General features: G+C 74.2%; 23 protein-coding genes. 9 read left to right on the plus strand and 14 right to left on the minus strand.

The annotated features are described in order from the left end of the window. Window positions 1-15: 15 nt before the first annotated feature. Complete coding sequence (locus LG632_RS30455) at window positions 16-147, minus strand: hypothetical protein (protein ID WP_308107865.1); 132 nt, start codon at window positions 145-147, stop codon at window positions 16-18. Here LG632_RS30455 and LG632_RS03290 point away from each other — a divergent pair. From LG632_RS03290 to LG632_RS03305, 3 genes are all read left to right on the plus strand, one after another. Next, a complete protein-coding gene (locus tag LG632_RS03290; RefSeq protein ID WP_226725005.1) occupies window positions 97-489 on the plus strand; it encodes a roadblock/LC7 domain-containing protein in 393 nt (130 codons plus the stop codon). The genes LG632_RS30455 and LG632_RS03290 overlap by 51 nt on opposite strands. 14 nt (window positions 490-503) lie before the next feature. Further along, the gene (locus tag LG632_RS03295) at window positions 504-884 is read left to right on the plus strand and encodes a DUF742 domain-containing protein (RefSeq protein WP_226724956.1); all 381 of its coding nucleotides are present in this window, start codon (window positions 504-506) and stop codon (window positions 882-884) included. A 209-nt stretch (window positions 885-1,093) separates the two neighbouring features. Continuing rightward, on the plus strand, window positions 1,094-1,654 hold the full coding sequence (locus LG632_RS03305) for a GTP-binding protein (RefSeq protein WP_226724958.1): 561 nt from the start codon (window positions 1,094-1,096) through the stop codon (window positions 1,652-1,654). Between the two features lie 29 nt (window positions 1,655-1,683). Here the strand turns inward: LG632_RS03305 and LG632_RS03310 are convergent, their stop codons facing one another. Beyond that, entirely contained in the window at window positions 1,684-2,112 is a 429-nt protein-coding gene (locus LG632_RS03310; protein ID WP_226724960.1) for a PPOX class F420-dependent oxidoreductase, read from the minus strand. A gap of 83 nt (window positions 2,113-2,195) precedes the next feature. Here LG632_RS03310 and LG632_RS03315 point away from each other — a divergent pair, with 83 nt between their 5' ends. Both LG632_RS03315 and LG632_RS30110 read left to right on the plus strand, forming a co-directional pair. Continuing rightward, a complete protein-coding gene (locus LG632_RS03315; RefSeq protein WP_226724962.1) occupies window positions 2,196-2,594 on the plus strand; it encodes a roadblock/LC7 domain-containing protein in 399 nt (132 codons plus the stop codon). Window positions 2,595-3,116: 522 nt separating this feature from the next. Further along, entirely contained in the window at window positions 3,117-3,806 is a 690-nt protein-coding gene (locus LG632_RS30110) for a DUF6397 family protein (protein WP_308107858.1), read from the plus strand. On the opposite strand, the gene LG632_RS03325 is transcribed toward LG632_RS30110, so the two are convergent. From LG632_RS03325 to LG632_RS03335, 3 genes are all read right to left on the minus strand, one after another. Further along, entirely contained in the window at window positions 3,770-4,171 is a 402-nt protein-coding gene (locus LG632_RS03325; RefSeq protein WP_226724964.1) for a YchJ family protein, read from the minus strand. The two genes, LG632_RS30110 and LG632_RS03325, sit on opposite strands and share 37 nt — an antisense overlap. Before the next feature lie 9 nt (window positions 4,172-4,180). Next, entirely contained in the window at window positions 4,181-5,122 is a 942-nt protein-coding gene (locus LG632_RS03330) for an acyl-CoA thioesterase (RefSeq protein WP_226724966.1), read from the minus strand. A 133-nt stretch (window positions 5,123-5,255) separates the two neighbouring features. Next, entirely contained in the window at window positions 5,256-7,769 is a 2,514-nt protein-coding gene (locus LG632_RS03335) for a DEAD/DEAH box helicase (RefSeq protein WP_226724968.1), read from the minus strand. A gap of 115 nt (window positions 7,770-7,884) precedes the next feature. On the opposite strand from LG632_RS03335, the gene LG632_RS03340 reads away from it, so the two are divergent. Next, entirely contained in the window at window positions 7,885-8,676 is a 792-nt protein-coding gene (locus LG632_RS03340; protein ID WP_226724970.1) for a metal-dependent hydrolase, read from the plus strand. Window positions 8,677-10,179: 1,503 nt separating this feature from the next. Here the strand turns inward: LG632_RS03340 and LG632_RS03345 are convergent. The 4 genes from LG632_RS03345 to LG632_RS03360 all read right to left on the minus strand — a co-directional run bounded on the left by LG632_RS03345 (window position 10,180) and on the right by LG632_RS03360 (window position 17,523). Then, a complete protein-coding gene (locus tag LG632_RS03345; protein WP_226724972.1) occupies window positions 10,180-11,961 on the minus strand; it encodes an ABC transporter ATP-binding protein in 1,782 nt (593 codons plus the stop codon). Then, the gene (locus LG632_RS03350) at window positions 11,958-13,919 is read right to left on the minus strand and encodes an ABC transporter transmembrane domain-containing protein (protein WP_226724973.1); all 1,962 of its coding nucleotides are present in this window, start codon (window positions 13,917-13,919) and stop codon (window positions 11,958-11,960) included. Before LG632_RS03350 ends, LG632_RS03345 begins: the two co-directional genes overlap by 4 nt. A 151-nt stretch (window positions 13,920-14,070) precedes the next feature. Further along, the gene (locus LG632_RS03355) at window positions 14,071-17,010 is read right to left on the minus strand and encodes an FAD-binding and (Fe-S)-binding domain-containing protein (RefSeq protein ID WP_226724974.1); all 2,940 of its coding nucleotides are present in this window, start codon (window positions 17,008-17,010) and stop codon (window positions 14,071-14,073) included. Between the two features lie 27 nt (window positions 17,011-17,037). Next, window positions 17,038-17,523, minus strand: a complete 486-nt coding sequence (locus LG632_RS03360; protein ID WP_226724975.1) for a MarR family winged helix-turn-helix transcriptional regulator — start codon at window positions 17,521-17,523, stop codon at window positions 17,038-17,040. A 98-nt stretch (window positions 17,524-17,621) separates the two neighbouring features. Here LG632_RS03360 and LG632_RS03365 point away from each other — a divergent pair, with 98 nt between their 5' ends. Together LG632_RS03365 and mltG are read left to right on the plus strand one after the other, a co-directional pair. Further along, window positions 17,622-19,463 (plus strand): ABC transporter ATP-binding protein, encoded by a 1,842-nt coding sequence (locus tag LG632_RS03365; protein ID WP_226724977.1) that lies wholly within the window; start codon window positions 17,622-17,624, stop codon window positions 19,461-19,463. Window positions 19,464-19,525: 62 nt separating this feature from the next. Next, window positions 19,526-20,365, plus strand: coding sequence for an endolytic transglycosylase MltG (mltG, locus tag LG632_RS03370; protein ID WP_226724979.1), 840 nt, complete (start codon window positions 19,526-19,528; stop codon window positions 20,363-20,365). 19 nt (window positions 20,366-20,384) lie between these two features. Here mltG and LG632_RS03375 read toward each other — a convergent pair whose 3' ends face one another. The 5 genes from LG632_RS03375 to LG632_RS03395 all read right to left on the minus strand — a co-directional run bounded on the left by LG632_RS03375 (window position 20,385) and on the right by LG632_RS03395 (window position 24,341). Continuing rightward, window positions 20,385-21,464: an NAD(P)-binding domain-containing protein gene (locus tag LG632_RS03375; protein WP_226724982.1), complete on the minus strand. Its 1,080-nt coding sequence runs from the start codon at window positions 21,462-21,464 to the stop codon at window positions 20,385-20,387. A 69-nt stretch (window positions 21,465-21,533) separates the two neighbouring features. After that, window positions 21,534-22,211 (minus strand): HAD family hydrolase, encoded by a 678-nt coding sequence (locus tag LG632_RS03380; RefSeq protein ID WP_226724983.1) that lies wholly within the window; start codon window positions 22,209-22,211, stop codon window positions 21,534-21,536. Between the two features lie 46 nt (window positions 22,212-22,257). Continuing rightward, window positions 22,258-22,737, minus strand: a complete 480-nt coding sequence (locus LG632_RS03385) for an Lrp/AsnC family transcriptional regulator (protein WP_226724986.1) — start codon at window positions 22,735-22,737, stop codon at window positions 22,258-22,260. A 75-nt stretch (window positions 22,738-22,812) separates the two neighbouring features. Further along, window positions 22,813-23,826 (minus strand): PHP domain-containing protein, encoded by a 1,014-nt coding sequence (locus tag LG632_RS03390; protein ID WP_226724988.1) that lies wholly within the window; start codon window positions 23,824-23,826, stop codon window positions 22,813-22,815. Window positions 23,827-23,879: 53 nt separating this feature from the next. Further along, window positions 23,880-24,341: an SH3 domain-containing protein gene (locus LG632_RS03395; protein ID WP_226724990.1), complete on the minus strand. Its 462-nt coding sequence runs from the start codon at window positions 24,339-24,341 to the stop codon at window positions 23,880-23,882. A gap of 447 nt (window positions 24,342-24,788) precedes the next feature. On the opposite strand from LG632_RS03395, the gene LG632_RS03400 reads away from it, so the two are divergent. After that, on the plus strand, window positions 24,789-26,136 hold a 1,348-nt coding region (locus tag LG632_RS03400), incomplete at its 3' end, for an FUSC family protein (RefSeq protein WP_226725010.1).

Consider the following 26,136-nt stretch of genomic DNA (forward strand, 5'->3'; position numbering starts at 1 on the left):
GGGCCAGGTCCCGTCTCAGGCCCGGGCTTCGGCGCCGGCCCTGGCGCCGGCCCGGTCCCGGGCGTCGACCTGGACCGTGTCCGGCGGTCCGGCGAACTGGACTGGCTGCTGGACGACCTCGTGGTCCGGGTCCGCGAGGTCCGGCACGCCGTCGTGCTCTCGAACGACGGCCTGTCCGTCGGCTCCTCCAGCGGACTCGGCCGCGAGGACGCCGAGCACCTCGCCGCCGTCGCCTCCGGTTTCCACAGCCTCGCCAAGGGCGCGGGCCGGCACTTCCAGGTCGGCAAGGTACGCCAGACGATGGTGGAGATGGACGAGGGATTCCTCTTCGTCGCCGCCGCCGGGGACGGTTCCTGCCTGGCCGTGCTCAGCGCGGCCAGCGCCGACATCGGCCTGATCGCCTACGAGATGGCACGCCTGGTCAAGCGCGTGGGCGAGCACCTGTACGCGCCACCGCGGTTCGCCGGGCGCCCGCCGGCCGCGGGTTGAGGGCGGTCCGGCACATGAACGTCCAGTGGTACGACGCCGAGGCGGGCCCGCTCGTCCGCCCGTACGCCATGACCGGCGGGCGGACGAAACCGGGACCGCACGGCGTACGGTTCGACCTCATCGCCCTCGTGGCCGTGGAGCCAGGCGGGGCCGACGCGGCGACCGAGTCCCTGCTCGGGCCCGAACACCGGTCGTTGCTCGGCCTGTGCCGGGCCGAGACCCAGTCGGTCGCCGAACTCGCCGCCGACGCCGACCTGCCGGTCGGGGTCGTGCGCGTACTGCTGGGGGATCTGCTGGAGGCGGGACACGTACGCGTCAGCAGACCCGTACCGGCGGCCCAGTTGCCGGACGAGCGGATTCTGCGGGAAGTCATCGAGGGATTGCGAGCACTGTGATGGGACGGTACGGATCGGACGCGGGGCCGGGCGAGTTGCCGGAGCCGGCACGCGGGGCGCAGCCGGGACCTGGCGCGACACCGGCCCGGGTTCCGGCGCCGGCCCGGGCTCCGGCGCCGGTTCCGGCCCCGGCATCAGAGCCGGAACGGGAACCGGAGCCGGAGCCGGAACCGGAGCCGGAACTCGCTGCGCTCGCGCTGAAGATCCTGGTGGCGGGCGGATTCGGGGTCGGCAAGACCACGCTGGTCGGGGCGGTGAGCGAGATCCGGCCGCTGCGGACCGAGGAACTCCTCAGCGAGGCGGGCGAACTCGTCGACGACACCGGCGGCGTGGACCAGAAGACCACCACCACCGTGGCCATGGACTTCGGCCGGATCACGATCCGTTCCGGGCTGGCGCTGTACCTGTTCGGAACGCCCGGGCAGGACCGCTTCTGGTTCCTGTGGGACGAGCTGTCGCAGGGCGCGCTCGGCGCGGTGGTGCTCGCCGACACCCGGCGCCTTCAGGACTGCTTCCCGGCGGTCGACTACTTCGAGCACCGCGGCATCCCGTTCGTCGTCGCCGTCAACTGCTTCGCCGGAGCGCGGACGTACGGCGCCCAGGATGTGGCGCGGGCCCTGGACCTGGAGCAGGGCACGCCGGTGGTGCTGTGCGACGCGCGTGACAAGGACTCCGGGAAGGAAGTGCTGATCAGGCTGGTCGAGTATGCCGGGCGGGTGCACACCGCCCGGCTGCTGGACGCGGTGGGGCCGCAGACGGGCCCGGTCTAGGCGTGGGCGGTGACCGGGCCCGGTGCGGGTCAGTCGGCGATGCCGGCTTCGGCGACCACCTTGTCGATGCGTACCCGTACCAGGAGTTCACCCGGCACGGCGTTGCGCCGCCCGAAGGCCTCGGCCCGCTCCTCGCCCATGTAGCGGGCACCGATCCGGGTCGCCCAGGCGAGCAGCTCCGCCATGTCCTCGCTGGTCTCGGCGCGCCCGTGGAGCGAGACGTAGGAGAACGGGGGCCGGTCGTCGTCCACGCAGAGGGCGACACGGGCGTCACGGGCCAGATTCCGTCCCTTGACGGTCGCCTTGCCGGTGGTGAACACGACCGTGTCCCCGGCGAGGACGAACCAGACGGGAGCGATGTGGGGGCTGCCGTCCGCGCGGACGGTGGCCAGTTTCGCCGTGCGCGTGGAATGGGAGACGAAGGCCCGCCATTCCTCTTGAGTCATCTTCCTCGCCATGGGTACATCGTGCTTGCCGGGAAGCCACTGGTGGGGAAGGCTGGCGGAACGAAGGCCACGGGGGACGACGGGGAGGGGCGGAAATGGCACTCGACAAGCAGCTGGACTGGCTGCTGGACGATCTGACGCGCAGGGTCCAGCAGGTGCGGCACGCGGTGGTGCTCTCCAACGACGGCTTGGTCACCGGCGCGAGCGCCGGTCTGGCCCGGGAGGACGCGGAGCACCTGGCCGCGGTCTCCGCGGGCCTGCAGAGCCTGGCCAAGGGCTCGGGCCGGCACTTCCGGGCCGGTGAGGTCCGCCAGACGATGGTCGAGTACGACGACGGCGTGCTGTTCGTGATGGGCGCGGGCCCGGGCAGCTGCCTGTGCGTCCTGAGCGCTTCCGAGGCCGACATCGGCCAGGTCGCCTACGAGATGACGCTGTTGGTGAACCGGGTCGGTGAGCACCTGGGAGTCGCGGAGCGGCGGCTCACCGGGGAGTAGGGGGAGTAGGGGGAGTTGTCCACAGGCCTGGCCGGGTGTTGTGACGCTCGGTTACGTTCTTCACGCAACGTAGTTTTCGGATGCGGGGAGGACGTCATGAAGGTCATGGAAGCCCACAGCAGGACCACGGACACCACGCGCGCGAGCGCCGGCCCGAGTCCGAGGGCCGGCACGAGCGAGAGCAGGGCCGAGCCCGAGGGCACGAGTGCGGAGACGTCAGCGGGCAGGGGCGCGGACACGGGCACGGGCACGGGCAAGTCCCCGGGTACGAGCACAGGCACGGACCCGGGCGCTCGGGCAGATGCGGCCGCTGGGGCGGACTCCGGCATCGGGGCGGACCCGGGCGCCGGGGCGGCCCCGAGGGTCGGCGCGGACCCGGGGGTCGGCGCGGACCCGGGGGTCGGCGCGGCGCGGCCGCCGCTCGGCGGCACGCCGTCGCGGGCGCCCTCGCCCTCGGCCCTGGTAGGAGTCACCCAGGCGGCAGGGGAGTTGGGGTTACGGCGCGGGGAGTTCCACCGCGCCGTGCAGCTGGGGCTCGTGCGGGCCGGGCCTCGGGCTCCGGGCGCGGGAGTGCGCTTCGCCCGCGCCGAGTTGGACCGGGTGCGGGCGGTCGCGGGGTTCCCGGACGACCTGCGGGAGCAGGTCGAGACCGTGGGAGCGGCGGCCGCGGCCGAGGTGCTCGGGGTCGGCCCGAGCCGCTTCACCCGCCTCGCCCGCTGCGGGCACCTGGTGCCGGTCGGCTACCGGATCAATCGCTACCGTGCCGTCGTCTGGCTCTATCTCGCCGCGGAGCTACGGGGCTTCGCCCGGAGCCGGCCCGGACTGCTGAAGGGCAGCGCGCCCCCGGAGGACCGGGAGCTCGTGCTGGCCGGGGCCGACCTGCGGCCCCGGCGCTGGCGGGAGCGGCATGTGGAGCTGCTGCTGAGACGGACCGCCGACCCCTGGGACCGGGCCGCGGTGCTCGCCTCCGTCCTGCCCGAGGAGGTGGTCCGGCAGTCGGTGCCGGACGAGGCCGAGCGGGTGCTGCTGTCCGCGCTGGCCCCGCCCCCGCCCTACGGGCATCCGCAGGCCCCGGCCGCCGCGCAGGTCGCCGAGCGGCTGCTCCGGGCGGACGCGCCGGACGAGATCGACTCCTACCGGACCGGCCTGGAATTCACCCTGACCGGCGCCCGGTGTCAGTCGAAGACGACGGGGGAGAGGGGGCCGACGTAGACCCAGGCCCCGCCCTCGCGGGTGAAGCTGCTGTTCTCGTGCAGCGAGCCGGTGTGCTTGCCCTCGCGGTAGTGCGCCCGGAACTCCACGGAGCCCTCCGTCTCGAACATCCCGCCCCTCTCGGTGCCCAGGATGTCCAGGCGCTCCCAGCGCTGGCCGGGATCCAGGTCGAGCCGGGCCGGACGCGTCGAGGAGTGCCAGGAACGCATCAGGTACGCGGTGTCGCCCAGGGCGAACGCGCTGAACCGGGACCGCATCAGCAGCTCGGCGGTCGGCGCGTGCTGCGCGCCGGAGTGGAAGCGGCCGCAGCAGTCGGCGTACGAGGCGGGCAGCCCGCAGGGGCAGGGGGTGGCCGGGGTCGGCATGGGGACGGCTCAGCTCTTGGGGGTCGAGGGGACGGTGGAGGTGCCCGTGCCGGCCGGCTCGGGCCCGGGCTCCGGCGCGGACGCCGTGTAGGGGCGGAAGAGGCCCTCCTGGACGACGGAGACCAGCAGCCTGCCTTCCAGGTCGTAGATCCGGCCGCGGGCGAGGCCCCGGCCGCCGTGGGCGATGGGTGACTCCTGGTCGTACAGGAACCACTCGTCCGCCCGGAAGGGACGGTGGAACCACATGGCGTGGTCCAGGCTCGCCATGTCGAAACCGCGCACCCCCCACAGCGGTTCGACGGGGATGCGCACGGCGTCGAGGAGGGTCATGTCACTGGCGTAGGTGAGCGCGCAGGTGTGCACCAGCGGGTCGTCACCCAGTGGGCCGACGGCGCGCATCCACACCGCGCTGCGGGAATCGGCTGTCTTGAGCTCCTCCGGGGTCCAGCGCAGCCGGTCCACGTACCGGATGTCGAAGGGCTGGCGGCGGGCCATCCGCTCCAGCGCCTCGGGCAGGGCGCCCAGGTGCTCGCGGATCTCGTCCGCGACCTTCGGGAGCGTGTCCGGGTGGGGGAAGTCGAGGCGGGGAGGCAGCTGGTGCTCGATGCTGCCCTCCTCCGGGTGATGGAAGGAGGCGGTGAGGTTGAAGATCGTACGGCCCTGCTGGACCGCGGTGACCCGGCGCGTGGTGAAGGAACGCCCGTCACGCACCCGCTCCACCTGGTACACGATCGGCACCCCGGGGATGCCGGGGCGCAGGAAGTACGCGTGGAGCGAGTGGACCGGACGGTCGCTCTCGACGGTGCGGCCGGCGGCCACCAGCGCCTGGCCGGCCACCTGGCCGCCGAAGACGCGCTGGAGGGATTCCTGCGGGCTGCGCCCGCGGAAGATGTTGACCTCGATCTGCTCCAGGTCGAGCAGATCCACGAGTCTCTCGGCGGGGTTCGTCATCAGGGGATCTCCACTGCTGTCGGTTCCGGAGGTGCGGACGCTACGGGCGGTACGGACCCTACGGCCGGCCGTACCGGTACGCGGGGTACCGGTACGGCCGGCCCGTACGGTCGGGGTGCGGGCGGCGGCCCGCTCAGAGCTCGCCGACCGAGGTGACCCGGACCACCGCCCGGCCCTCCTCGTCCGAGGCCGCGAGGTCGACCTCGGCGCTGATGCCCCAGCCATGGTCGCCGTTCGGGTCGGCGAAGGTCTGGCGGACGCGCCACAGGCCGTGCGCCGGGTCCTCCTCGATCATCAGCAGCTTCGGGCCGCGGGCGTCCGGGCCGGTGCCCAGGTCGTCGTACTCGTCCCAGTACGCGTCCATCGCCTCGCCCCAGGCGTCGGCGTTCCAGCCGGACTCGCCGTCCAGCTCGCCCAGCTCCTCGATGTGGTCCAGGGCGGCCAGTTCGACCCGGCGGAACATGGCGTTGCGCACCAGCACCCGGAAGGCGCGCGCGTTCGCCGTGACCGGCTTGACCTGGTCGGCCTTCTCCTGGGCCTGCTCCGCCGTCTCGATCTCCGGGTTCGCCAGCTGCTCCCACTCGTCCAGCAGGCTGGAGTCGACCTGGCGGACCATCTCGCCCAGCCAGGCGATCAGGTCCTCCAGGTCCTCGGACTTCAGGTCGTCCGGGATGGTGTGGTCCAGCGCCTTGTAGGCGCTGGCGAGGTAGCGCAGGACGATGCCCTCGGTGCGGGCCAGCTCGTAGAAGGAGGTGAACTCGGTGAAGGACAGCGCCCGCTCGTACATGTCGCGGATGATCGACTTGGGCGAGACCGGGTGGTCGCCGACCCACGGGTGGCTCTTGCGGTACAGGTCGTACGCGTGCAGCAGGAGCTCTTCCAGCGGCTTGGGATAGGTGACGTCCTGGAGGCGCTCCATCCGCTCCTCGTACTCGATGCCGTCCGCCTTCATCGCGTTCACGGCCTCGCCACGCGCCTTGTTCTGCTGGGCGGCCAGGATCTGGCGGGGGTCGTCGAGGGTGGACTCCACCACCGACACCATGTCCAGCGCGTACGAAGGGGACTCCGGGTCGAGCAGGTCGAAGGAGGCCAGCGCGAAGGTGGACAGCGGCTGGTTGAGCGCGAAGTCCTGCTGGAGGTCCACGGTCAGCCGGATCGTGCGGCCCTCGGCGTCGGGCGTGTCCAGCTGCTCCACGACCCCGCCGTCCAGCAGCGAACGGTAGATCGCGATGGCGCGCCGGATGTGCCTGAGCTGGTTCTTGCGAGGCTCGTGGTTGTCCTCCAGCAGCCGGCGCATCGCCTCGAAGGCGTTGCCCGGGCGGGCGATCACCGACAGGAGCATGATGTTGGTGACCTTGAAACGCGAGGTCAGCGGCTCCGGCTCGGAGGCGATCAGCTTCTCGAAGGTGTTCTCGGTCCAGCCGACGAAGCCCTCGGGCGCCTTCTTGCGGACCACCTTGCGGCGCTTCTTCGGGTCGTCGCCCGCCTTGGCCAGCGCCCGCTCGTTCTCGATGACGTGCTCGGGTGCCTGGGCCACCACGAACCCGGCCGTGTCGAAGCCCGCGCGTCCGGCCCGCCCGGCGATCTGGTGGAACTCGCGGGCGCGCAGGGTCCGGACCCGGTTGCCGTCGTACTTGGTGAGAGCGGTGAAGAGCACGGTGCGGATCGGGACGTTCACGCCGACCCCGAGGGTGTCCGTGCCGCAGATGACCTTCAGCAGACCGGCCTGGGCCAGCTTCTCCACCAGGCGCCGGTACTTGGGCAGCATGCCCGCGTGGTGCACGCCGATGCCGTGGCGCACGTAACGGGAGAGGTTCTTGCCGAACTTGGTGGTGAAACGGAAGTTGCCGATCAGCTCGGCGATCTTGTCCTTCTCCTCGCGCGAGCACATGTTGATGCTCATCAGCGACTGCGCCCGCTCGACCGCCTGCGCCTGGGTGAAGTGGACGATGTAGACGGGCGCCTGCTTCGTCGCCAGCAACTCGGTCAGGGTGTCGGTGATCGGCGTGGTGACGTACTCGTACGACAGCGGGACCGGCCGGGTCGCCGAGCGCACCACGGAGGTGGGCCGGCCGGTGCGGCGGGTCAGGTCCTCCTCGAACCGGGTGACGTCGCCGAGCGTCGCCGACATCAGGACGAACTGCGCCTGGGGGAGCTCCAGCAACGGGATCTGCCAGGCCCAGCCGCGGTCCGGTTCGGCATAGAAGTGGAACTCGTCCATCACGACCTGGCCGATGTCGGCGTCCTTGCCGTCGCGCAGCGCGATGGAGGCGAGCACCTCGGCCGTGCAGCAGATCACCGGGGCGTCCGCGTTCACGGAGGCGTCGCCGGTGAGCATGCCGACGTTCTCCGTGCCGAACAGCTTGCACAGGTCGAAGAACTTCTCCGACACCAGCGCCTTGATCGGGGCGGTGTAGAAGGTGACCTTGTCCTGGGCCAGCGCGGTGAAGTGCGCGCCGGCGGCGACCAGGCTCTTGCCGGAGCCGGTCGGGGTGGACAGGATCACGTTCGCGCCGGAGACGACCTCGATCAGCGCCTCCTCCTGAGCCGGGTACAGGGTGATGCCCTGGTCCTCCGCCCACGAGGAGAAGGCCTCGAAGAGGGCGTCGGGGTCGGCGGTCGGCGGCAGCTGATCGATGAGTGTCACGCCCCCCATCTTGCCTGGCCTCCCGCCCGATGCGGGAACCGGAGGCCGAATCGAAGATCGTCGGACGGTAGGGTGAGCCGTCGACGATCACCACACCACCGGGGCGGGAACAAGCATGATGGGTCCGGCGCATTCTCTGTCCGGAGCGGCGGCCTGGCTGGGAGTGGGTGCGGCGGCCGCGGCCGTGGACCGGCCGATGCCCTGGCCCGTGCTCGTCGTGGGGGCGCTGATCTGCGCGGGCGCCGCACTGGCCCCCGACCTCGACCACAAGTCGGCGACGATCTCGCGTGCCTTCGGCCCGCTCTCGCGGGGCCTGTGCGAGGTGGTCGACAAGATCTCCTACGCCGTCTACAAGGCGACCCGCACGTCCCACGACCCCCGCCGCTCCGGTGGCCACCGCACGCTCACCCACACGTGGCTGTGGGCGGTGCTGATCGGTGCCGGATCGTCCGTGCTCGCGGTCACCACCGACCGGTGGGGGGTGCTGGCCCTGCTCTTCGTCCACCTGGTGCTGGCCGTCGAAGGCCTGCTGTGGCGGGCCGCCCGGGTCTCCAGCGACGTGCTCGTCTGGCTGCTCGGGGCCACCAGCGCCTGGATCCTGGCCGGAGTCCTGGACCAGCCGGGCGGAGGGGCGGGCTGGTTGTTCACCGGCCCGGGCCAGGAGTACCTGTGGCTCGGCCTGCCGATCGTGCTGGGCGCCCTGGTCCACGACATCGGGGACGCGCTGACCGTCTCCGGGTGCCCGATCTTCTGGCCGATCCCGATCGCCGGCAAGCGCTGGTATCCCGTGGGGCCGCCGAAGGGGATGCGGTTCCGGGCCGGCAGCTGGGTCGAGCTGAAGGTGCTGATGCCCGTGTTCATGCTGCTCGGCGGCATGGGCGGAGCCTCCGCCCTCGGATTCCTCTAGATTCGGTCTTCCGGACCCCACCGGCCCCGCGTCACCTTGGCCCCGCGCCGGTCACCGATGCCCCCGGCCACCCCCGCGAGGTGCCCCAGCGCGCGCATGCCTGCTTCTCCGCCCCCGCAACACCCGCCCCCAGCCACCCAGGCCGACCCCGCTGCCCGAAGACAGACCCCACCCGCCCCGGACGGCGAGCCACGCCGCTGCCCGCCCCACGGCGACCCTCTGCCCACGTCCCGCCAACTCCCGGTCCGGAGGCACCCGCCCCCGTCCCCCGCTGAGCCTTCACCGAGCCACGGCCCGGCGTCGCCTCCGGCCCCTCCCAGGCCACCACCTCCCTGGATCCGGCAGACCCGGGCCGCCCACTCCGGGGCCGAGGCCCGCGCCCCGTCCTACCGAGCCCTGGCCCAGGCCACCCGCCAGGTCCGCCCCCCCGCCCACGTCCCGCCGACCCCGTGGCCGAGGCCGCCTCGGCCCCACCGGGCCGTGGCCGATCCCCCGGCCCGGCGCCGCCTCCGGCCCCGCGTCGTCCGGTCCCGGCCCAGGTCACGTGCCACGGGTCTGCCGCCCCTGGGCGTTCGCCGCCCGGGGTTGAGGCCCCCTGTCCCGTCCCGGCGGGCCTTGTCCCGGGCAGGCGTCCGGCGCCGCTTCTGGCCCCGGGCACCGGCCCAGCCCACCCGCCCCGCCTACTCCGGCCGAGGCTGCTCCGCCCTACCGGGTCCTGGCCGAGCCCTCGCCCCGCGCCGCCGCCTCCGGCTCTGCGCCGTCCAGCCCCGACCTCAGCGAAGTGCCGGGGTCCCGCCGACCCTCGGACCTCCGCCGCTCGGGGCGGTGCCCCTGGCCCACCCCACCGGGCCCTGGCCGAGCCCGCCCGGCGTCGCCCCCTGGCCCCTCCCGGCGGGGTCCTGGCTCTGGGCCCGCCGGGCGCGGCCTCCGGCCCGGGTTTCCGCCCCTGGCCCCGGCCACCTGCCCGCGTCCCGCCGCCTGCGGGGCCGAGGCGCCCTGCGCCTGTCCCGCCGGGTGTTGTGGCGGCTTTCCCGCTCGGGCCGTCCGCGTCCGGCCCAGGCCCCTGCGCGGCACTGCCCCCGGCCTCGCCCGGCCTCGGAGGGCGTAGGCCACCCGTCGGCCCGCTCGCCCCGCCCGGCGGCCGGGCCAATACGCCGCGTCAGGTGCCCGCCCGCCCGGCCGTGGGCCCGAGGACCCCTGGGCCGGAGGCGGGCCAGTCGGCCGTCCGTCAAGGCCGGTCCGGGCCCGAGGCCCCTTGGACCGGAGTCGGGTCGGCTGCCAAGCCCCGCCCACGGCCGATCCCCGGCTGAAGGCCCCGTGGACCGGGTCCGGGTCGGCCGCCAAGCCCCGCCCACGCCCGATCCCCGGCTGAAGGCCCCGTGGATCGGGGCCGGGTCAGCCGCCCGCGTGCCCCGGCCGATCCCGGGGCGAGGCCCCCTGGACCGGAGCCAGGGTGTTGTCTGGCCCGGTGGTGGGCCTGGTGGCGGCCTGGGTCGGTGTCGGTCAGCCGTGCCAGGAGCGCCAGAGGGCGGCGTAGGCGCCGTCGGCCGCCACGAGTTGGTCGTGGGAGCCGAGTTCGCTGATGCGGCCGCCCTCGACCACGGCGATCACGTCCGCGTCGTGCGCGGTGTGCAGCCGGTGGGCGATGGCCACCACCGTGCGTCCGTCCAGCACCCGGGCCAGGGAACGCTCCAGGTGCCGGGCCGCGCGGGGGTCCAGCAGCGAGGTCGCCTCGTCCAGCACCAGCGTGTGCGGATCGGCGAGCACCAGCCGGGCCAGCGCGATCTGCTGGGCCTGGGCCGGGGTCAGCGCGGTCCCGCCGGAGCCGACCTCGGTGTCGAGGCCGTCCTCCAGCGCCCGCGCCCAGTCCTCGGCGTCCACCGCCGCGAGCGCGGTCCACAGCTCGGCGTCCCCGGCGTCCGTACGGGCCAGCCGGAGGTTGTCGCGCAGGCTGCCGACGAACACGTGGTGCTCCTGGTTGACCAGGGCCACGTGCTCCCGGACCCGTTCGGCCGGCATCCGCGACAGCCGTGCCCCGCCGAGGGTGACTTCGCCCGCCCGGGGCGCGTAGATGCCCGCCAGCAGTCGGCCGAGGGTGGACTTGCCCGCGCCCGAGGGGCCCACCAGCGCCATCCGGGTACCCGGCGGCACGGACAGGGAGACCTCGTGGAGCACGTCCACGCCCTCGCGGTAGCCGAAGCGGACCTCGTCCGCCCGGACGTCACGGCCCTCGGGAGCGAGGCCGGGGTCGCCCGCCTCGGGTTCGATCTCGCGGACGCCCACCAGCCGGGCGAGGGAGACCTGGGCGATCTGGAGCTCGTCGTACCAGCGCAGGATCAGGCCGATCGGGTCGATCATCATCTGCGCGAGCAGCGCGCCCGTGGTCAGCTGACCCACCGACAGCCACCCGCGCAGCACGCAGTAGCCGCCGATGAGCAGGACGGAGCCGAGGATGACGACGAAGGTGACGTTGATGACGGGGAACAGCACGCTGCGCAGGAAGAGCGTGTAGCGCTCCCACGCGGTCCATTCGGTGATCCGCCGCTCCGACAGCGCGATCCGGCGGCGGCCCAGCCGGTGCCCCTCGACCGTCCGGCCCGCGTCCACCGTCTCGGTGAGCGCCGCGGCCACCGCCGCGTACCCGGCCGCCTCCGAACGGTACGCCGACGGCGCCCGTTTGAAGTACCAGCGGCAGCCGGTCACCAGGACCGGCAGGGCCAGCAGCGCGGCCAGCGCCAGCGGTGGCGCGGTCGCGGCGAGCGCCCCGAAGAGCAACCCCACCCACACCACGCCGATGGCCAACTGCGGCACGGCCTCGCGCATCGCGTTGGCCAGCCGGTCGATGTCGGTCGTGATCCGGGACAGCAGGTCGCCGGTGCCCGCCCGTTCCAGCACGCCGGGCGGCAGGCCCACCGACCGCACCAGGAAGTCCTCGCGGAGATCGGCGAGCATCTCCTCGCCGAGCATCGCCCCGCGCAGCCGGACCAGCCGGACGAACACCGTCTGGACGGCGAGGGCCAGCGCGAAGAGGAGGGTCACCCGCCCCAGGTGCAGTTCGCGGGCCCCGGCCGCGAGGTCGTCCACCACCCGGCCCAGCAGGTACGGGCCGACCATGGAAGCGATGACCGCCACCGCGTTCACCGCGACCAGCACCACGAACGCCCGCCGGTGCCGGCGCAGCAGCCCGCCCACGTACCGGCGCACGGTCGCGGGGCTGCCCACGGGCAAGGTGGCCGCCGTTTCCGGGGCCGCCGGATCGTGCTCCGGTGGGGCCACGCCGATCATGCCGACTCCTCGATCTCGCTGAACTCGTCCGGGAGCCTGTCCGTGAGTCCGCCCATGAGCTCGTCCCCGTGCTCGCCCATGAGCCCGTCCCCGTGCCCGCCTCTGAGCGCCTCGGCCAGGGCCCCCGGGCGGGCCGTGTCCCGCCGGACCGGCTCCGTGGCCGCCCGGCGCTGTTCCTCTTCCGTCTCCCGGGTGACGACGGCCCGGTAGCGGCCGTCGCTGCGCAGCAGGTCCCGGTGCGTGCCGAAGGCCGCCGCCCTGCCCTCGTGCACCAGCACGACCCGGTCCGCCCGGTCGAGCAGCAGCGGTGAGGAGGCCAGCACCACCGTGGTGCGTCCCCGCCGCAGTTCCGCCACGCCCTCGGCGATCCGGGCCTCGGTGTGCGAGTCGACCGCGGAGGTCGGCTCGTCCAGGACGAGCACCTCCGGATCGGTGACCAGCGACCGGGCGAGGGCCAGCCGCTGGCGCTGGCCACCGGACAGCGACCGGCCGCGTTCGGTGATCCGGGCGTCCATCGGGTCGGTGACCCCGTCCGGCGCGGACTGCAGCAGGGCCTCCAGCACATCCGAACAGCGCGCCGCCGTCAGCGCCCGCTCCGCCGTGACCTGCCCGGAGGCCGGTACGTCCAGCAGCTCGCGCAGCGTGCCCGACAGCAGGACCGGGTCCTTGTCCTGCACCAGGACCAGCGTGCGGGCCTGGTCCAGCGTCAGTTCGTCGAGCGGTACGCCGCCCAGCAGGACCGAGGCGGAGGCGTCGGCCCCGGCCGGGTGGCCGCCGAGCCGCTCGGCCAGCCGGCCCGCCAGGTCCGGGTCGCCGCACACGACCGCGGTGAGCAGGCCCGCGGGGGCCAGCACCCCGGTCTCCGGGTCGTACAGGTCGCCCCCCGGCTCCGGCGCGGACACCGCGCCGGCCCCCGGCGCCGCCGCGGGGGAGTCGTCCGCGGAGCGCGCGGCGGTGTGGGCGTCCCGGGTCAGCGACAGCACCCGCGCCGCTCGTTTCGCCGAGGGCCGCGAGAAGGAGTACGCCATGGCGATCTCCTCGAAGTGCCGCAGCGGGTAGAGCATCGTGGCCACCGCGCTGAAGACGGTGACGAGTTCACCGACCGCGATCCGGCCGTCCTGGACGAGCGAGGCGCCGTACCAGATCACGGTCACCAGCAGCGCGCCCGGCAGCAGTACCTGCACGGCGGAGATCAGCGACCACATCCGGGCGCTGTGCACGGCGGCCTGCCGGACCTCCTGGGAGGCGTCGCGGTAGCGGCCCAGGAACAGTTCCTCGCCGCCGATGCCCCGCAGGACCCGCAGCCCGGCCACGGTGTCGGAGGCCAGCTCGGTGGCCCGGCCGGCCTTCTCCCGCTGGGCGTCGGCGCGTCGGGTGGCGCGCGGCAGCAGCGGCAGCACGGCCAGGGCCAGCAGCGGCACCCCGACGGCCACGACCACCCCGAGGGCCGGTGACAGGACGAGCAGTCCGGCGCAGATCGCGACGACGGCGAAGGCGGCGGCGAGGAAGCGGGAGACCGCTTCCACGAACCAGCCGATCTTCTCCACGTCCCCGGTGGACACGGCGACCACCTCACCGGCCGCGACCCGCCGGGTCAGGGCCGAGCCCAACTCGGCCGTCTTGCGCGCGAGCAGCTGCTGCACCCGGGCGGCGGCGGTGATCCAGTTGGTGACGGCCGCGCGGTGGAGCATCGTGTCGCCGAGCGCAGTGGCCGCACCGGCCAGCAGCAGCAGCCCGCCGGCCCGGAGCAGCCGGCCGCCGTCGCGGTCCACGACTGCCTCGACGCCCAGGCCCACGCAGAACGGGAGCCCGGCGATGCCGCAGAAGTGGAGCAGTCCCCAGCCCAGGGCGACGAGCTGGTTGGCCCGCTGGTTCCTCCCGAGCCACCACAGGAACCGGGGGCCGGAACGGGCGTCGGGGACGCCGGGATCCCGGTACGGTAGATCGCTGATCTGCATGGCGCCCCACGACGAGTCGGTCCGAACCGTTCCAGATTCGCCCGCCGGGAAGACGCCCGACAATCGATTTTCCGCGGCGCGGCGCTGGGCGGCCGGGAGGCCGTCGCGCCGCGGCCGGGGGCCGACCGCCCGGGAGCGCCGGGCGAGGGGGCTACGGGCCGTCGTCCCGCGTGGCCCGTTCCAGTTCCTGGAGCACCGAGTGCCAACGGCGGCCGGTGGCCCGCTCCATGCCGACCTCGCACATCCGATTCGCCGAAAGGTGCACGTCGTAGGGCCGCTGTCGGATCTCCGCCGCCTCCCGCCGCGTCGCCGAGGCGGTCAGTTCCGGGTGGAGCATGCCGCGGTCGCCGGCGAAGGCGCAGCAGCCCAGGTCGTCCGGCACCACCACCTCCCGGGCGCAGGCCGCGGCCACCTCCCGCAGCTCCGCCCCGTCACCCAGATGGCGCATCGAGCAGGTGGGGTGGAGCACGGCCGACCCCACCGCGCGCCGGACCCCGAGGCGCGGCAGCAGCGCGCGGGCCGCCCACACCACCGGGTCCAGCACGGTCAGGTGCGCGTGCAGTTCCCGGTTCTGCTCCGTCAGGTACGGCACCACCTCGCGCGCCAGGCCCAGGGCGCAGGAGGAGGCGTCGACCACCAGGGGCAGCCGGCCGCCCGCCGTCCATCCCCAGGCGGCCTCGACGATCCGGTTGGCCATCAGCCGGTTCCCGGCGGCGTAGCCCTTGGAGTGCCAGACGGTCGCGCAGCAGGTCCCGGTGACGTCCTGAGGGATCCACACCGGCCGGCCCGCCCGCCGGGACAGCGCCACCACCGCCTCCGGCAGGGGCAGTACGTCCTCGGGCCCGCCGAAGATCCGGTTGACGCAGGCCGGGTAGTAGACCGCGCTCGCGCCGACCCGTCGGGTGTCCGGCAGCCGGCGCGCGGCAGCCCCCGGGACCTGCGGCAGCCACCGCGGCACCAGCTCCGGGCTCACGGCCCTGCGCAGCGCGCCCGTGGCGGCGCCCAGCAGCCGGTCCCCGGCCCGGTCCGGGACCGCGTCGGCGGCGGCCACCGCCAGCCGGACGGCCCGTTCCACCACCGCGAAGTGCCGGGCCGCCCGTTCGGCGGCCCGCTCCTCGCCCGGGCCGTGCCGCCGGTGGCGGAAGTCCCGCATCAGGGCGCCGGTGTCGATGCCGACCGGGCAGGCGAGCTTGCAGGTGGAGTCCCCGGCGCAGGTGTCCACCGCGTCGTAGCCGTAGGCGTCCAGCAGCCCGTCCAGGACCGGGGAGCCGGGCCGCTGCCGCGTCATCTCGCGGCGCAGCACGATCCGCTGGCGCGGAGTGGTCGTCAGGTCCGTGCTGGGGCAGGTCGGTTCGCAGAACCCGCACTCGATGCACGGGTCCGCCACCGCCTCGACGGGCGGGATGGTCTTGAGCCCGCGCAGGTGGGCGCGCGGGTCGCGGTCGAGGAGGATCCGCGGGGCGAGCACCCCGTCCGGGTCGATCAGGGCCTTGGTGCGCCACATGAGGTCGGTGGCCTTCGGCCCCCACTCCAGCTCCAGGAACGGTGCCATGTTCCGCCCCGTGGAGTGCTCCGCCTTGAGGGAGCCGTCGAACCGCTCGACGATCAGCCGGCAGAAGGCGTCCATGAAGGCCGCGTACCGCTCCACGTCGGCCGGGTCGGCGGCGTCGAAGGCCAGGAGGAAGTGCAGGTTGCCGTGGGCGGCGTGCCCGGCGACCGCCGCGTCGAACCCGTGCTCCGCCTGGAGGTCCAGCAGCGCGCCGCAGGCCTGCGCGAGCCGGTCCGGCGGCACCGCGAAGTCCTCGGTGATCAGCGTGGACCCCGCGGGCCGTGCTCCTCCGACGGCGGTGACGAAGGCCTTGCGCGCCCGCCAGTAGCCCGCGAGGACGGCCGGGTCGGCGGTGAAGGCGTTGGTGACGGAGGGCACCGGAGCGACGAGTTCCAGCCCCGCCAGGGCCTCGGCGGCCCGCTCCGCGTCCCGCGCCCGGCCCGCCTCGTCGGCCGCGCGGAACTCCACCAGCAGCGCCGTCGTGCCCGGCGGCAGGTCCGCCCAGTCCGCCGGTACGCCGGCCACGCCGACCGAGGCCCGCAGCGTGTTGCCGTCCATCAGCTCGACGGCGAGCGCGCCCGCCCCGGTGAAGCGCGGCACGGCGGCGGCCGCCGCGGGCAGCGACGGGAAGAACAGCAGGGCGCCCAGCGACAGCCGGTCCAGCGGCAGGGTGTCGAAGACCGTCTCGGCGATGAACCCGAGGGTCCCCTCGGAGCCGACGGCGAGCCCGCGCAGGATCTCGACCGGGGTGGTGCCGTCCAGGAAGGCGTCGAGCCGGTAGCCGGTGGTGTTCTTGATCGTGTACTTGGCCCGGATCCGGGCGGTCAGCCCGGCGTCGGCCTCGATCTCCCGCTTGAGCTCCAGCAGCCCGCGGCACAGGGCCGGTTCGGCGCGGGCCAGCTCCTCGTCGGCCAGCGGGTCTGCGGTGTCCACGACCGTGCCGCCGGGCAGCACCAGGGTGAGCGAGGACACGGTGCGGTAGGCGTTGCGGGTGGTGCCGGCCGTCATCCCGGAGGCGTTGTTGGCGACCACCCCGCCGACGGTGCAGGCCACCGCGCTGGCCGGGTCGGGGCCGAGGACCCGGCCGTAGCGGGCGAGGGCGGCGTTCGCCCGGAAGACGGTGGTGCCGGGTCGGATCCGGGCCCGTCGGCCCTCGTCGAGCACCTCCACACCCGCCCAGTGCCGGCGCACGTCGACCAGGATGTCCTCGCCCTGGGCCTGCCCGTTGAGCGAGGTGCCGGCGGCCCGGAAGACCACCTCGCGCTGCCGGCCGCGGGCGAAGGACAGGACGGCGGAGATGTCGTCGAGGTCCTCGGCGAGGACCACGACCTGCGGCACGAACCGGTACGGGGAGGCGTCCGAGGCGTAGCGCACCAGGTCGGAGACCTTCCACAGCACCTTGTGCGGGCCCAGCAGCTCGCTCAGCGCGGTGCGCAGCGGCAGCGGGGTGCCGCCCGCCAGGTGCTCGGGGACCCGGTCGGGGGCCGGTCCGCGCACGGCGCGCGGCCGCAGGGCGGCGCGCCTGGGTTCCAGCAGTGGCATCCGTGCCCCCTCGCCCGGGCGGTGGTCTCAGCAGCAGCGCTCCGGCCCGCCGGACAAGGCGCCCAGCAGGTCGCCGAGCACCTCGCGCTGGTCGGCGGTCAACGGTGCAAGGATCTCCTCCGCAGCCCGCGTCCGCGCGTTGCGCAGCCTCCTCAGCGTGGCGCGTCCGGTGTCGGTGAGCTCGATGCGGACCACCCGGCGGTTGGCCGGGTCGGGCACGCGCCGCACGCAGTCGGCCGCCTCCAGCCCGTCCACCAGCGTGGTCACCGCCCGCGGTACGACCTCCAGCCGGGCGGCGAGGTCGGCCATCCGGGGCGGCGCGCCGCCGTGGTCGTGCGCGACCACCCGCAGCAGCCGGGACTGGGCCGGGGTGATGCCCAGCGGCTCCAGGTGGCGCTTCTGGATGCGGTGCAGCCGCCGGGTCAGCCGCAGCAGCTGCTCGGCGAGGATCCCGTCGGGCGCGTCGGAGCCGTCCCCGGGGTCCGCGCCGGGGAGGTCGGAAGCGGTGCTCATACGAAGAACCCTAACAGGATGGCGCTCACTGTGAGCACAGGTAACAATGAGCGGTGTTCAGAAGTCCCTCCCGGTCGTCTCACCCGTAGAAGGAGCCCATGCGTCCCGACGAACCCGACTGGACCCCCTCCCGACGCCCCCTCGACCCCTCCCGCCCGGCCCCGGCCGAGCAGCCCCGGGAGCTGCGCCGCATCGTGCGCCTGTTCCGCCCCTACCGCGGCCGGCTGGCCGTCGTGGGAGTACTGGTCGCCGCCTCCTCGCTGGTCGGCGTCGCCTCGCCGTTCCTGCTGCGGGAGATCCTCGACACCGCCATCCCCCAGGGGCGCACCGGACTGCTGAGCCTGCTGGCGCTGGGCATGATCGCCACCGCGGTCGTCACCAGCGTCTTCGGGGTGCTCCAGACCCTCATCTCCACCACCGTCGGCCAGCGCGTCATGCACGACCTGCGCACCGCCGTCTACGCCCAGCTCCAGCGGATGCCGCTGGCCTTCTTCACCCGGACCCGCACCGGCGAGGTGCAGTCCCGCATCGCCAACGACATCGGCGGCATGCAGGCCACGGTCACCTCGACCGCGACCTCCCTCGTCTCCAACGTCACGGCCGTGGTCGCCTCCGTCGTGGCCATGCTCGCCCTCGACTGGCGGCTCACCCTCGTCTCCCTGCTCCTGCTGCCGCTCTTCGTGTGGATCAGCCGCCGCGTCGGCAACGAGCGCAAGAAGATCACCACGCAGCGGCAGAAGCAGATGGCGGCGATGGCCGCGACGGTCACCGAGTCGCTGTCCGTCTCCGGCGTCCTGCTGGGCCGCACCATGGGGCGGGCGGACTCGCTCACCCGTTCCTTCGCCGAGGAGTCGGAGAAGCTCGTCGGCCTGGAGGTCCGCTCCAGCATGGCCGGGCGCTGGCGGATGTCCACGATCGGCATCGTCATGGCGGCCATGCCCGCCCTGATCTACTGGGCCGCCGGGCTCGCGCTCCAGGCGGGCGCGCCCTCGCTCTCCGTCGGCACCCTCGTCGCCTTCGTCACCCTCCAGCAGGGCCTGTTCCGGCCGGCGACGAGCCTGCTGTCGACCGGCGTGCAGATCCAGACCTCGCTCGCGCTGTTCGCGCGGATCTTCGAGTACCTGGACCTGCCGGTGGAGATCACCGAGCGCCCCGACCCGGTGCGCCTGGAGCAGGTCCGCGGCGAGGTCCGCCTGGAGGGCGTGGACTTCGCCTACGACGCCTGCGACGCCCGCGACCCCGGCCGCAGGACGCTCAGCGGGATCGACCTCACCGTCCCGGCCGGCGGCTCGCTCGCCGTGGTCGGTGCGACCGGCTCGGGCAAGAGCACCCTCAGCTACCTGGTGCCGCGCCTGTACGACGTCACCGGCGGCCGGGTCACCCTCGACGGTGTCGACGTGCGCGACCTCGACTTCGACACCCTCGCCCGCTCCATCGGGGTCGTCTCCCAGGAGACGTACCTCTTCCACGCCTCCGTGGCCGACAACCTGCGCTTCGCCAAGCCCGACGCCACCGAGGAGGAGATCGCCGCCGCCGCGCGCGCCGCCCAGATCCACGACCACATCGCCGCCCTGCCCGACGGCTACGACACCCTGGTCGGCGAGCGGGGCTACCGCTTCTCCGGCGGGGAGAAGCAGCGCCTGGCCATCGCCCGGACGATCCTGCGCGACCCGCCGGTGCTGATCCTGGACGAGGCCACGAGCGCCCTGGACACCCGTACCGAGCGGGCCGTGCAGCAGGCCATCGACGCGCTGTCGGCCGGCCGCACCACGATCACCATCGCCCACCGGTTGTCCACGATCCGCGACGCCGACCAGATCGTGGTCCTCGACGGCGGCCGGATCGCCGAGCGCGGCACCCACGAGGAGCTGCTGGCGGCCGACGGGCGGTACGCAGCGCTCGTCCGCCGGGACACCGAACTGGCGCCGGTAAACGTGTGATCGTATGACCGACGACGGTCGAGATGCCGGGAATATGGTGCTCCGCGGGTTAGCGTGCCCGCATGAGTCCTGAGAACCGGCCACGGCGGCGCCGGGCCCGGCTCACCCGCCGGGGCCGGCTGACGATCCTCTTCGGCGCACTGCTCGTGCTCGCGGCGGCAGCCGCGGTCCCGCTGCTCCTGCGCGGCGCACCGCAACCCGAGCAGCCGCGCCGGCTGATCGTCCCCGAAGGCTGGCGCGCCGCCCAGATCTACGCCGCCGTGGACCGCGAGCTCAAGGTGGCTCCGGGCACCACCGCGGCGGCGGCCAAGGCCGCCGGGCTGGACCTGCCGGCCGAGGCCAAGGGCAACCCCGAGGGCTTCCTCTTCCCGGCGACGTACCCGGTGACCTCGAAGTCCACTCCGGCCTCGGTCCTCGCGCAGATGGTGCGCACGGCGAACCTCGAACTGGGCGCTCAGGCGGTGGCCCTCGGCAGCAAGGCCCACGGGATGACCCCGTACCAGACGGCCACCCTTGCCAGCATCGTCCAGGCCGAGGCCGACAACCCGGCCGACATGGGCAAGGTCGCCCGAGTGGTGCACAACCGGCTCGCCCGATCGATGCCGCTCCAGATGGATTCGACCCTCAACTACGCGCTCAACCGCTCCACGATCGACACCACCCTGGACGACACCCGGATCGACAGCCCCTTCAACACCTACCGGCGCCAGGGCCTGCCCCCCACCCCGATCGCCAGCCCGGGCTCGGCGGCGATGGCCGCCGCGGTCGAGCCGACCCCGGGCGACTGGCTGTTCTTCGTCACCGTCAGACCCGGCGACACCCGCTTCTCCCGGACGTACGAGGAACACAAGCGCCATGTCGCGGAGTTCAACAAGCTCCGCGCCGCTGCCCACGCGACGTGAGGCCCCGCCCACCGGCCCCCTACGCCGGCACCGGCTCCCCGGCCAGCAGGCGGCGGATCTCCCGGACGGCCGCGCCCCCGGCGCGGTTGGCGCCGATCGTGCTGGCCGAGGGCCCGTACCCGACCAGGTGGACCCGTTCGTCGCGGACGGCCCGGGTCCCCTCCACGCGGATGCCGCCGCCGGGCTCGCGCAGCCGCAGCGGGGCCAGGTGGTCGATCGCCGCCCGGAAGCCCGTCGCCCACAGGATGACGTCGGCCTCGACGGCACTGCCGTCGGCCCAGGCCACGCCCGTCGGGGTGATCCGCTCGAACATCGGCCGGCGGTCCAGCACCCCCGCGTCCAGCCCGGCCCGCACGGCATCGGTCAGGGCGAGTCCGGTCACGCTCACCACGCTCCGCGGCGGCAGCCCCTGGCGGACCCGGTCCTCCACCAGCGCCACCGCGGCCCGGCCCTCGGCCTCGCCGAAGGGCCCGTCGCGGAACACCGGCGGACGGCGGGTCACCCAGGTCGTCGCCGCCGCGACCCCGGCGATCTCCAGCAGGTGCTGCACCGCGGAGGCGCCGCCGCCGACCACCACCACCCGGGCCCCGGCGAACTCCTGCGGACCGGGGTAGTCCGCGGTGTGCAGCTGGCGTCCGCTGAACGTCTCCTGGCCCGGGTAGCGGGGCCAGAACGGCCGGTCCCAGGTGCCGGTGGCGTTGATCAGGGCCCGGGGCGCGAAGGCGCCGGCCGAGGACTCGACCCGCAGTCGGCCCCCCTCGCCCTCGCGCACCGCCGTCACGTCCACCGGCCGCAGCACCCGCAGGTCGAAGGCCTCCTCGTACGCCGCGAAGTACGCGCCGATCACCTCGGCGGACGGCCGCAGCGGATCCGCCCCGGTCAGCTCCATGCCGGGCAGCGCGTGCATCCCGTGCACCCTGCCGTAGGTGAGCGTGGGCCAGCGGAACTGCCACGCCCCGCCGGGTGCCGGGGCGTGGTCCAGGACCACGAAGTCCTGCCCGGGGGCGAGCCCCGCCCGCCGCAGGTGGTAGGCGCTCGACAGGCCCGCCTGCCCGGCCCCGACGACGACCACGTCCAGGTCCCGCACAAATTCGTTCACGGTTTGACTAACTCGTGCGCCCGGGCGGATCTTCCCGGCGGCTCAGGCGGCTCAGGCGGCTCAGGCGGCTCAGGCGGCCCGGTGCTCGCTCAGCCAGTCGTAGGCGATCTCCGCCGTGAACTCCTGGTGGCCCGTGCGGAAGAGCAGCCCGGCGGTGGCGAAGGCCGGATCGTCCGCCGCCGACGCCGCGTGGGGCAGCGCCACGCACTCCATCCCGGCCGCGTGCGCGGCGAGCGCGCCCGGGGCGGCGTCCTCCACGACCACGCAGTCCGCCGGGTGCGCGCCCAGCCGGCGGGCCGCCTCCAGGAAGACGTCCGGCGCGGGCTTGCCCCGCTCGACCTCCTCGGCGGAGACCGTCGTCGACAGCAGCGCGTCCAGCCCCGTCCCCGCCAGCACCGCCTCGATCGCCTCGCGCGAGGACCCCGAGGCCACGGCCATCGGGATGCCCTCCGCGTGCAGCCGCTCCACGAAGGTCCGCATCTCCGGGAAGGCCCGCGTCCGGCCGCGGGCCAGCTCCAGGTAGGCCGCGTTCTGCTCCGCCAGCAACTGGTCGACCGGCGCCTCGATGGTGTGCCGCTCGCGCAGGATCTCCAGCGTCTCCCGGGTCCCGATGCCGATGAAGGCCGCGTGCTGCTCCCAGGTGAAGCCGGGGACGCCGTGGCGCTCCAGGGTGCGGCGCCCGGACTCGTAGTAGTTCGGCTCGCTGTCCACGAGGGTGCCGTCGAGATCGAATATGACGGAGATCATCCGTTGTGCCCGTTCTGCCGGTTGTGTACGTGCCGTACCCATCTTGTCAGGGTTTGCGGGCGGCTCGTCCCACGGCCTCCACCAGCGGCAGCAGCCGGTGCGGCACCCGTTCGCGCAGCGCCACCTCGGTCCGGGTGCGGACCACGCCCGGCAGCCGGATCAGTTGCTGGATGACGTCCTCCAGATGGGCGTTGTCCCGTGCCGCGACCCGGGTCAGCAGGTCGCCGCCGCCCGTGATCGAGAACGCCTCGATGATCTCCGGGACGGCGGCCAGGGCCTCCCCGACCTCGTCCAGGTGCCCCTGGGTGACCTCGATGTGCACGAAGGCCAGCACCGGATGCCCGAGGGCCGCGGGGGACAGGACGGGGCCGGTACCGGTGATCACCCCGGTCCGCTCCAGTCGGTCCAGCCGCGCCTGCAGCGTGCCGCGCGCGATGCCGAGCAGCCGGGCGTACTCGCGCACGCTGGTGCGCGGCTGCTCGATGAGCAGGCGCAGGATCCGGGTGTCGAGTTCGTCCACCGCCATGCCCGTGACTGTACCCATCGGTGCGTAACGGGCCGAATCGCCCGCGGCGGACCGGTGGCCGACCGGGCGGGCGGGTCAGCCGCGCGTCCAGTCCAGCAGCCGGTCCGCCGGCCAGGAGTTGATCACCCGCTCGACGGGCACCCCGCACTCCTCGGCCCGGGCGCAGCCGTAGATCTGCCAGCTCAGCTGACCGGGCGCGTGCGCGTCGGTGTCGATCGAGAAGTACACGCCCGCCGCGACGGCCCGGCGCAGGAGCCGGCGCGGCGGGTCCAGCCGCTCGGGCCGGCTGTTGATCTCCACGGCCGTGCCGGACTCGGCGCACGCGGCGAACACCTCGTCGGCGTCGAACTCCGACTCCGGCCGGCCCCGGCCGGTCAGCAGCCGGCCGGTGCAGTGGCCCAGGACGTCCGCGTGCGGGTTGCGGACGGCGGCGACCATGCGCCGCGTCATCGCCCGCCGGTCCATCCGCAGCTTGGAGTGCACGGAGACCACGACGACGTCGAGCCGCTCCAGCAGCTCGGGCTCCTGGTCCAGGGAGCCGTCGTCGAGGATGTCGCACTCGATCCCGGTCAGCAGCCGGAACGGCGCCCAGGTGGCGTTGAGTGCTTCGACGACCTCCAGCTGCTCCCGCAGCCGCTCGGGCGAGAGCCCGCGGGCCACGGTGAGCCGGGGCGAGTGGTCGGTGAGCACGGCCCACTCGTGGCCGAGCTCGGCGGCGGTGCGGCCCATCTCCTCGATGCCGCTGCCGCCGTCGGACCAGTCGGAGTGCAGGTGGCAGTCGCCCCGCAGGGCGGTCCGCAGCGCCGCGCCCGGTCCCTGCGGCACGGGCGGGGCGCCGAGCTCCTCCTCCAGCCGTTCGAGGTAGGCCGGGACCCGCCCGGCCAGCGCCTCGGCGATCACGCCCGCCGTCTTGGGGCCGATGCCCTTGACCGCCTCCAAGGTCCCGGCCGCCGCGCGCCGGGCCGCCTCGCCCTCCGGCATGGCGGCCACCCGCTCCGCCGCCGTACGGAAGGCGCGGACGCGGTACGTGGGGGCCTGTCCGCGCTCCAGCAGGAACGCGATCCGCCGCAGGGCGGCGACCGGGTCCACGGCCTGCGGGTCAGACGGGCGGCAGCGGCGCCGGCGGCGTCATCGGCAGCACGTCAGTGGCACCACTTCACGGGCGAGAGGTTCTTCACCCAGCGCGCGGCGACCCAGCCGTCGTCCTCGGGCAGGTGGTACCAGAGGTCGTTGCCGCCGACCCGCTCGCCGTGCTTCTTGCAACTGATCGAGACCTTCTCGTCCGGGTAGACCTTCTCGACCACCGACGAGTGCGTGGTCGGTCCGCTGCGGACGTTCAGCGGGCCGCGGGAGACGACCTTGCCGGTGGCGTAGCGGTGGTGCGGGGGCCGGCCGGGGCCGTCGCCGTCCTCCTCGTCCTCGCCGTCCTCCTCGTCGTCCCACTCCTCCTCGTCGTCGTAGTCGTCATCGTCGTCGAGCACGACCCCGTGCCCCGGTGTGTTGCGGGGCGGGTTCTCGTCCGCCACGGCGACACCGGCGCCGACGAGGCCGAGCACCAGGCTTCCGGCGGCTAGAGCGAAGCAGGTCCTGGTGGGTTGCAGCATGAGCCGGCTCCTCTGCGAAGGCTTCGGTGGCGACCGGGCGGTCACCAGGGACGACTATGACGAGACCGGATGCGCGGACCCGGGTGGCACACCGCCGATTAGCCCGAATTGCGCATTTTGATCTGATAGGTCGGCGGACACTCAAGGGTGGCGGGCAGGGCGCGGCGGGGGCTCTCCGGCCCTGGTCCGTTGGCCTGCTGGTGGCCCAAGACCATGCGCCGGTGCTGTGCCAATGGCCCACCGCATCAGGGGTGACTTGAGCCATTGCCCCGCCGGATGGTTTTCTGGACCCATCCATGCACACTCGGCGCCGCCAGCGCCGGACGGCGACGAGGCCGGACCGGACCCGCGGCGCTTTCGTCGTGCCCACGACCGCCCACCACCCCCGGGCGGGCCGGGGAGCGGCGAAGGGCAAGACAAGGGGGGCGGCCGACCGCCGTGAAGAGGATGTTCGTGGCTCCGGACCCGGGGCGCATCAGGCTCAGGACCTCGCTCCGCGCCGTCGTCGGCGTGGGCGCCGCCGTCACCGCCGCCGAACTGGCCGGCTTCTCGCTGACCGCGTCCATCACGGCGGGCCTCGCGGCCCTGCTCGCCCTGTTCACCGTCACCGACCCCGGTGTCCGGGCCCAGGTCCTGACCACCGCCCTGCTGCCGCTCGCCGGATTCCCGGTGCTGGCCCTGGCCACCCTGCTGCACGGCAGCGCCCCGCTGCGCGACCTCGCCTTCGTCCTGGTCGTCTTCGCCGGGGTCTACGCCCGCCGCTGGGGTCCCCGGGGACACGCCCTCGGGATCTTCGCGTTCATGAACTTCTTCATCATCCAGTTCCTGCACGCCCTGCCCGGCCAGCTGCCCGAGCTGTACGCGGCCGTCGGGCTCGCCCTGGCCGCCTGCGGCGTGGTCCGCTTCGTGTGCTGGCCGATCGAGCGGACCTTCCCGCCGCCGGCCGCGCCCACCCCGCTGCCGGGGACCGGCCTGGCGCGGCCCACCACCCGGCAGGCCGTCCAGGCCACCGCCGCGTGCGCCGCGGCCCTCGCGGTCGGCCAGGCGCTGTCGACCGACCGCTGGTACTGGGCCGTCGGCACCGCGTGGTGGATCTTCGTCAACACCGTCTCGCGCGGCGAGACCCTGGTCCGCGGCTTCCGCCGGGTGCTCGGCACCGTCATCGGCATCGTCGCCGGCCTGCTGATCGCCATTCCGCTGCACGGCGCGCCCGGCCCGACGGCGGCCCTGGTCGCCGTCTGCGTCTTCGGGATCTTCTACACGGCCCCGGTCTCCTACAGCTGGATGATGCTCGCCGTCACCCTCATGGCCGGCCTGCTCTACGGCCTGCTGGGGGTGCTCAGCCCGAGCCTGCTGGTGCTGCGCCTGAGCGAGACCGCCGTCGGCGCCCTGTGCGCGGCGCTGGCCGTGGTGCTGGTGCTGCCCGTCACCACCCACGCCGTCAACGACGCCTGGATCCAGCGCGCGCTGCGCTGCGTGCACGAGGCCACCGCGCAGGCCGCCGCCCGGCTCTCCGGCGACCGCGCGGCCGACCCGGCCCCGCACGCCGCCGAGCTGGAGCTGCTGCTGGCCCGGGTCCGGCTCGCCCTCGCGCCGCTGGTCCACCCGCTCAGCCCGTACCGCAACCGCAAGGCCCGGGCCCGCCAGGTGATCGAGCTGCTCGACGCCTGCGCCCGGGAGGTGCGGGGCCTGGTCTCCGTCGCGGCCGACCCCGACGCCGGCCACGACGCCCGGCTCGCCGCCGCCTGCTGGCGCGTCGAGGCCGCCGTGGAGGCCCTCATCACGCCCGCCGCCG

It is taken from the genome of Streptomyces antimicrobicus (genome assembly GCF_020532625.1).
In the GTDB taxonomy this organism is placed as follows: Bacteria; Actinomycetota; Actinomycetes; order Streptomycetales; family Streptomycetaceae; genus Streptomyces; species Streptomyces antimicrobicus.

Bases quoted from the DNA above. Each gene is read 5' to 3' on its own strand.
- LG632_RS03295 (WP_226724956.1), top strand. From the start codon at position 504: ATGAACGTCCAGTGGTACGACGCCGAGGCGGGCCCGCTCGTCCGCCCG.
- LG632_RS03310 (WP_226724960.1), bottom strand. From the start codon at position 2,112: ATGGCGAGGAAGATGACTCAAGAGGAATGGCGGGCCTTCGTCTCCCAT.
- LG632_RS03315 (WP_226724962.1), top strand. From the start codon at position 2,196: ATGGCACTCGACAAGCAGCTGGACTGGCTGCTGGACGATCTGACGCGC.
- LG632_RS03325 (WP_226724964.1), bottom strand. From the start codon at position 4,171: ATGCCGACCCCGGCCACCCCCTGCCCCTGCGGGCTGCCCGCCTCGTAC.
- LG632_RS03330 (WP_226724966.1), bottom strand. From the start codon at position 5,122: ATGACGAACCCCGCCGAGAGACTCGTGGATCTGCTCGACCTGGAGCAG.
- LG632_RS03340 (WP_226724970.1), top strand. From the start codon at position 7,885: ATGATGGGTCCGGCGCATTCTCTGTCCGGAGCGGCGGCCTGGCTGGGA.
- LG632_RS03345 (WP_226724972.1), bottom strand. From the start codon at position 11,961: ATGATCGGCGTGGCCCCACCGGAGCACGATCCGGCGGCCCCGGAAACG.
- LG632_RS03350 (WP_226724973.1), bottom strand. From the start codon at position 13,919: ATGCAGATCAGCGATCTACCGTACCGGGATCCCGGCGTCCCCGACGCC.
- LG632_RS03355 (WP_226724974.1), bottom strand. From the start codon at position 17,010: ATGCCACTGCTGGAACCCAGGCGCGCCGCCCTGCGGCCGCGCGCCGTG.
- LG632_RS03360 (WP_226724975.1), bottom strand. From the start codon at position 17,523: ATGAGCACCGCTTCCGACCTCCCCGGCGCGGACCCCGGGGACGGCTCC.
- LG632_RS03365 (WP_226724977.1), top strand. From the start codon at position 17,622: ATGCGTCCCGACGAACCCGACTGGACCCCCTCCCGACGCCCCCTCGAC.
- mltG (WP_226724979.1), top strand. From the start codon at position 19,526: ATGAGTCCTGAGAACCGGCCACGGCGGCGCCGGGCCCGGCTCACCCGC.
- LG632_RS03380 (WP_226724983.1), bottom strand. From the start codon at position 22,211: ATGATCTCCGTCATATTCGATCTCGACGGCACCCTCGTGGACAGCGAG.
- LG632_RS03385 (WP_226724986.1), bottom strand. From the start codon at position 22,737: ATGGCGGTGGACGAACTCGACACCCGGATCCTGCGCCTGCTCATCGAG.
- LG632_RS03395 (WP_226724990.1), bottom strand. From the start codon at position 24,341: ATGCTGCAACCCACCAGGACCTGCTTCGCTCTAGCCGCCGGAAGCCTG.